Source organism: Phaeobacter sp. HF9A (assembly GCF_011806385.1).
Taxonomy (GTDB): Bacteria; Pseudomonadota; Alphaproteobacteria; order Rhodobacterales; family Rhodobacteraceae; genus Epibacterium.
The window spans coordinates 1-4,536 of the sequence record NZ_JAATOX010000195.1 but is presented as its reverse complement, the minus strand read 5'-3'; the positions used below and the strand labels follow the sequence as shown (position 1 = coordinate 4,536).

6 protein-coding genes are annotated in these 4,536 nt (G+C 68.9%); 1 reads left to right on the top strand and 5 read right to left on the bottom strand.

The window, feature by feature from the left end; translation table 11 throughout:
* The 4 genes from HCZ87_RS19910 to cbiT all read right to left on the bottom strand — a co-directional run.
* Positions 1-624, bottom strand: a 624-nt coding sequence (locus HCZ87_RS19910) for a cobyrinate a,c-diamide synthase (protein ID WP_167646739.1), incomplete at its 3' end; no start/stop codon positions are given.
* A gap of 129 nt (positions 625-753) precedes the next feature.
* Positions 754-1,548 carry a precorrin-4 C(11)-methyltransferase gene (cobM, locus tag HCZ87_RS19905; RefSeq protein ID WP_167646737.1) on the bottom strand — a complete coding sequence of 265 codons (795 nt, stop codon included), beginning with the start codon at positions 1,546-1,548 and terminating at the stop codon, positions 754-756.
* Complete coding sequence (locus HCZ87_RS19900) at positions 1,545-1,916, bottom strand: cobalamin biosynthesis protein (protein WP_167646735.1); 372 nt, start codon at positions 1,914-1,916, stop codon at positions 1,545-1,547. Before HCZ87_RS19900 ends, cobM begins: the two co-directional genes overlap by 4 nt.
* On the bottom strand, positions 1,913-3,109 hold the full coding sequence (gene cbiT / locus HCZ87_RS19895) for a precorrin-6Y C5,15-methyltransferase (decarboxylating) subunit CbiT (RefSeq protein WP_167646741.1): 1,197 nt from the start codon (positions 3,107-3,109) through the stop codon (positions 1,913-1,915). The genes HCZ87_RS19900 and cbiT overlap by 4 nt, the downstream gene beginning before the upstream one ends.
* Here cbiT and HCZ87_RS19890 point away from each other — a divergent pair.
* Complete coding sequence (locus HCZ87_RS19890; protein ID WP_167646733.1) at positions 3,108-3,869, top strand: cobalt-precorrin-6A reductase; 762 nt, start codon at positions 3,108-3,110, stop codon at positions 3,867-3,869. The two genes, cbiT and HCZ87_RS19890, sit on opposite strands and share 2 nt — an antisense overlap.
* Here the strand turns inward: HCZ87_RS19890 and HCZ87_RS19885 are convergent.
* Positions 3,866-4,536, bottom strand: a 671-nt coding sequence (locus tag HCZ87_RS19885) for a precorrin-3B C(17)-methyltransferase (protein WP_167646731.1), incomplete at its 5' end; no start/stop codon positions are given. The two genes, HCZ87_RS19890 and HCZ87_RS19885, sit on opposite strands and share 4 nt — an antisense overlap.

Here is a 4,536-nt window from a genome sequence, read left to right as displayed (position 1 = left end):
AGCGGCATCAAGGTCGGGGTGTTCGACCGCCTGAATCAGGCCAAGATGCCGTTCCGGCAGTGCCAGATCTCCGCGCCGGGGCAGGGAGCCCAGCACCTTGACGCCAGCGCGCTCCATGCCGAGGCGGGTTAGCCGTTCGTGGCGCGGGCTGGCAACGCGGTTGAGGATCACGCCCGCAAAGGGCAAATCGGGGTTATACATCTTAAACCCCAGCGCTTTTTCTCCCGCGGATTGCGCCTGTCCGCCCACGTCGATCACCAGCACCACCGGCCAGCCCATGCGCAGCGCGGTTTCGGCGGAGGAGCCAAAGCCCGACTGGCCGCGCGTGGCGACGCCGTCAAACAGCCCCATGGACCCCTCGCCGATGCAGATATCCGCGCCCTGGGCCTGTGTCGTTACCGCGTCCAGAAGGTCACCATCCATCGCCCAGGTATCAAGGTTGAAGGACGCCCGTCCGGCGGCCGCAAAGTGAAACGCCGGGTCGATATAATCCGGCCCGCTCTTGAAGGGCTGCACGTTCAGCCTGTCCTCGGTCAGCGCGCGCAGCAGGCCCAGCATGACGGTGGTCTTGCCGGTGCCGGAGGAGGGGGCGGAGATCATCAGGCCGTTGGGAATGGCGGTCATTGGGCAGGTCTCCTTGTCGCGCCTTCATGTCTGGCTGATCGGCCGGACAGCCCCCGACCTACCCCACGGGAGGGGGCTTGCGCCCCCACCCGAGGTCGGGGGCTGTCCTTGGCTAGAAGAGGCGGGCGTTCAATCATCGCCTTCGCTCCATTCCGACCAGGGGCTGTCGGCGCTTTGCGGGCGGTAGCGGCGATCATAATCGGCACCATAAAGGCAGCTCTCGGCGAAATCCTCCGCGCCCAGCGCCTGCCCCACCAGAATAAGCGCGGTGCGCCCGCGCTCGCCCTCGGTGGCCTCGATCACGCTGCCAAGCGTGGATTTGATGATCTTCTGATCCGGCCAGCTGGCACGCCAGACGATGGCCACCGGGCAGTCCGTGCCATAGGCAGGCGTCAGCCGCGCCACCACGTCATCCAGCACGTGCACCGAGAGGTGAATGGCCAGCGTCGCGCCGGTGGCGGCGAAATTCTCAAGCGTTTCGCCCTCGGGCATGGCCGAGGCGCGGCCAGAGGTGCGCGTCAGCACCAGCGATTGCGCCACGCCGGGCAGGGTGAACTCGCTTCCCAGCGCGGCTGCGGCGGCGGCAAAGGCGGGCACGCCTGGGGTGATGTCATAGGGGATCGCCAGATCGCGCAGGCGGCGCAGCTGCTCTCCTAGGGCCGACCAGACCGAAAGGTCGCCCGAATGCAGCCGGGCGATATCGTGACCGGCGTCATGGGCGGCTTTGATCTCGGCCATGATCTCGTCCAGCGAGAGTGGCGCGGTGTTGATGATCTTGGTGCCCTCGGGGCAATGGCTCAGCAGCGCCTCGGGCACCAAGGAGCCGGCATAAAGGCAGACCGGGCAGGCGGCGATCAGGTCGCGGCCGCGCAGGGTGATCAGATCAGCGGCACCGGGGCCCGCGCCAATAAAGTGAACGGTCATATCTCTTTCGTCTCCGCAAGAGCCACGGTGGCAAGCCCGTCCGCGGCTGTCAGTCTGGTCTGGATCAGCAGCGCCTCAGCGCCGGCCTTGCGGGCGGCGACCAGCGCCACCGCCTCGGCCAGTGATCCGGTGTTGAACCGCGCGAGGATGCGCGGGGAATGGGTCGGGGTCTCAATACCCGCAATTTCACTTTCGTCCAGCAGAAACACCGGCAGGCCCAAACTGGCGGCGCAGTCCTGAAACAGGGCGGTCTCGGCCTTGGCGCGCAGGGCGGCCAGCGCCTGCGGGCGCTGCGGCAGCGCGGCCAAGAGCTGCATCAGGCTGGTCGTCGTGGCACGCGCCGAGAAGCCAAGACCGGCGATCATCATCGCGTCACGCTCCATTGGATCACCGGGCGGGCGCGGCGCCAGTCGCGCATGCGCCCCAGGGGGCCAGCCTCGGCGAGTTCCACCTTCAGGAGATGGCCGCCCCATTGCGCATGGGCCTGCATCAACAGGGTCTCGGTTTCCAGCGTCACCCCATTGGCTACGATCCGGGTGCCGGGGGGCAGGATCTGCCAGAGATGATCCAAGAGCGCCTGAGTCCCGCCGCCGCCGATAAAGACGCAATCGGGCAGGTCCTGACCGGCCAGCACCTCGGGTGCGCGACCGTGCACCGCGTGCAGGCGATGGTCGAGGCCAAAGCGCGCGGCGTTTTCCGTGATATTGGCCAGCCGGTCCGCGCGCGGCTCGAATGTGGTCGCCGTCGCGCCCCACGCCGCCAGGCACCACTCGACCGAGATCGACCCCGACCCGCCGCCGATATCCCACAGATGCGCGCCGGCGCGCGGCCCGAGGGCGGAGAGGGTCAGCGCGCGAATGGGGCGTTTGGTGATCTGGCCATCACTGGCAAAGAGCTCATCCGACAGGCCCGAGGCCTGCGGTAACCCGCGGCCCACGGCCTCGATCGCGGCCAATACCGGCGCGTCGATCCCGGTGAGGTCAAACCCCTCGGCCCGCATGCTGCGCAGGCGTTGCTTGGGGCCGCCCAGACGTTCCAGCACATGCAGGAGGCTGGCGCCAAAGCCGATGTCGCTCAGATAGCTGGCGAGCTCCGCCGCTGCCGCACCATCGCGCAGGGTGCAGAGGAGCCGGACGCCATCGCCCAGCAAGGGGCGCAGCCGGGCATAGGGGGCCGCATGCAGGCCAAGGCAGAGGGTCTCTTCCATCCGCCAGCCGAGCGCATTGGCCGCGAGGGCAAAACAGGAGGGCGCGGGATGCGAGACCCACTCGGCCCGCTCCAGATCGCGCAGGAGGCTGCCACCCGCGCCATGCCAGAAGGGATCTCCCGAGGCCAGCACCACGGTGGGCCGCCCCCGCGCCGCAAGCACCGGCGCGGTGGAAAAGGGCACGGGCCAGGGCTGGCCACGTGTCCCGGCGCCGACCAGGTCCAGGTGGCGCGCGCCGCCGATGATGATTTCTGCGCTTTCCAGCGCGGATCGGCTTGCGCTCGACAGCCCGTGAAGGCCATCTTCGCCCAGACCGATCAGGGTCAGCCACGGATTATGGACAGGATCAGCTATGACGAAACTCCTGCTGCTGGGCGGCACCACCGAGGCCTCGGGCCTCGCCGCGCATCTGGCCGAGACCTGGGTCGCCGAGGATCCGGTGGCCGGGCGTCAGGCGGTGTTTTCCTACGCGGGCCGCACCGCGCGCCCGGCGCAGCAGCCGTTGCCCTGCCGCGTCGGCGGTTTCGGGGGCGTGGCGGGGCTGGTGGACTATCTCCGCCGTGAGGGGATCACGCATGTGGTGGATGCAACCCATCCCTTTGCCGCGCAGATGAGCCGCAACGCGGTGCTGGCCGCTGCCGAGGCGGGTGCCGATCTGGTCGCCTATGAGCGCCCCGCATGGGGGGCGCAGCCGGGCGACAGCTGGAGCCATGTGGCCGATATCGACGCCGCGGTTGCCGCGCTGCCGGACGCAGGCGCGCGGGTGTTTCTGGCCATCGGCAAGCAGCATGTGGCGGCGTTCGCGACCAAGCCGGACAATCACTATCTGCTGCGGCTGGTGGATGCGCCGGAGGCACCGCTGGCCTTGCCCGATGCCAGCGTCATTGTCGCCCGTGGCCCCTTTGCGGCAGCAGACGACGCGGCGCTGATGCGCCAGCATAACATCACCCATGTGGTGGCCAAGAACGCCGGGGGCAGCGGCGCCGAGGCCAAGCTGATCGCCGCCCGCAGCCTTGGCCTGCCGGTGGTGATGATCGAGCGGCCCGCACTCCCGGCGCGGCGGGTGCTGGGATCGGTGCCCGAGGTGATGCGCTGGCTGGATCACGGCGCTTAGCCGTCCTTGTCTGCGGGGTTGTGGCCCGGCGCAAAGCGCGGCGTATAGACGTAATCGCCCACGCGCCGGGTGTCGCGGTTGCCGACAATCACCACCGTGCGCATATCGGCCATCTCGGGCGTGGCGTCGCGCAGCGGCACGGTCAGCAGCTCCTGGCCCGGTTTGGTCACGTCGCGGGCAAAGGTGATCAGCGTGTCCTCGCCGCAGGCCGCGCGCAGCACCTCCAGCGCCCGGGCGAACTGATGCGGGCGGGATTTGGAGCGCGGATTGTAGAACGCCATCGCCAGACCAGCCTCGCCGACCAATTGCAGGCGGCGCTCGATCAACTCCCAGGGTTTCAGGTTGTCACTCAGGTTGATGGCGGCAAAGTCATGGCCCAGCGGCGCGCCAATGGCGGCGGCGGCGGCGAGCATGGCGGTGATGCCGGGCAGCACCCGGATGTCCAGCGCCAGCCAGTCGGGATGCCGGGCGGCACCAGCCTCCAGCGCCTCAAAGACCGCCGAGGCCATGGCAAAGACGCCCGGATCGCCGGAGGAGACCACCACCACGCGCTTGCCCTCAGCCGCCATCTCCAGCGCATGGCTGGCGCGGTCCACCTCGACCCGGTTGTCCGTGGCATGCAGCGTCAGCCCCGCGCGCGGGGTCACGCGGTTCACATAGGGAATAT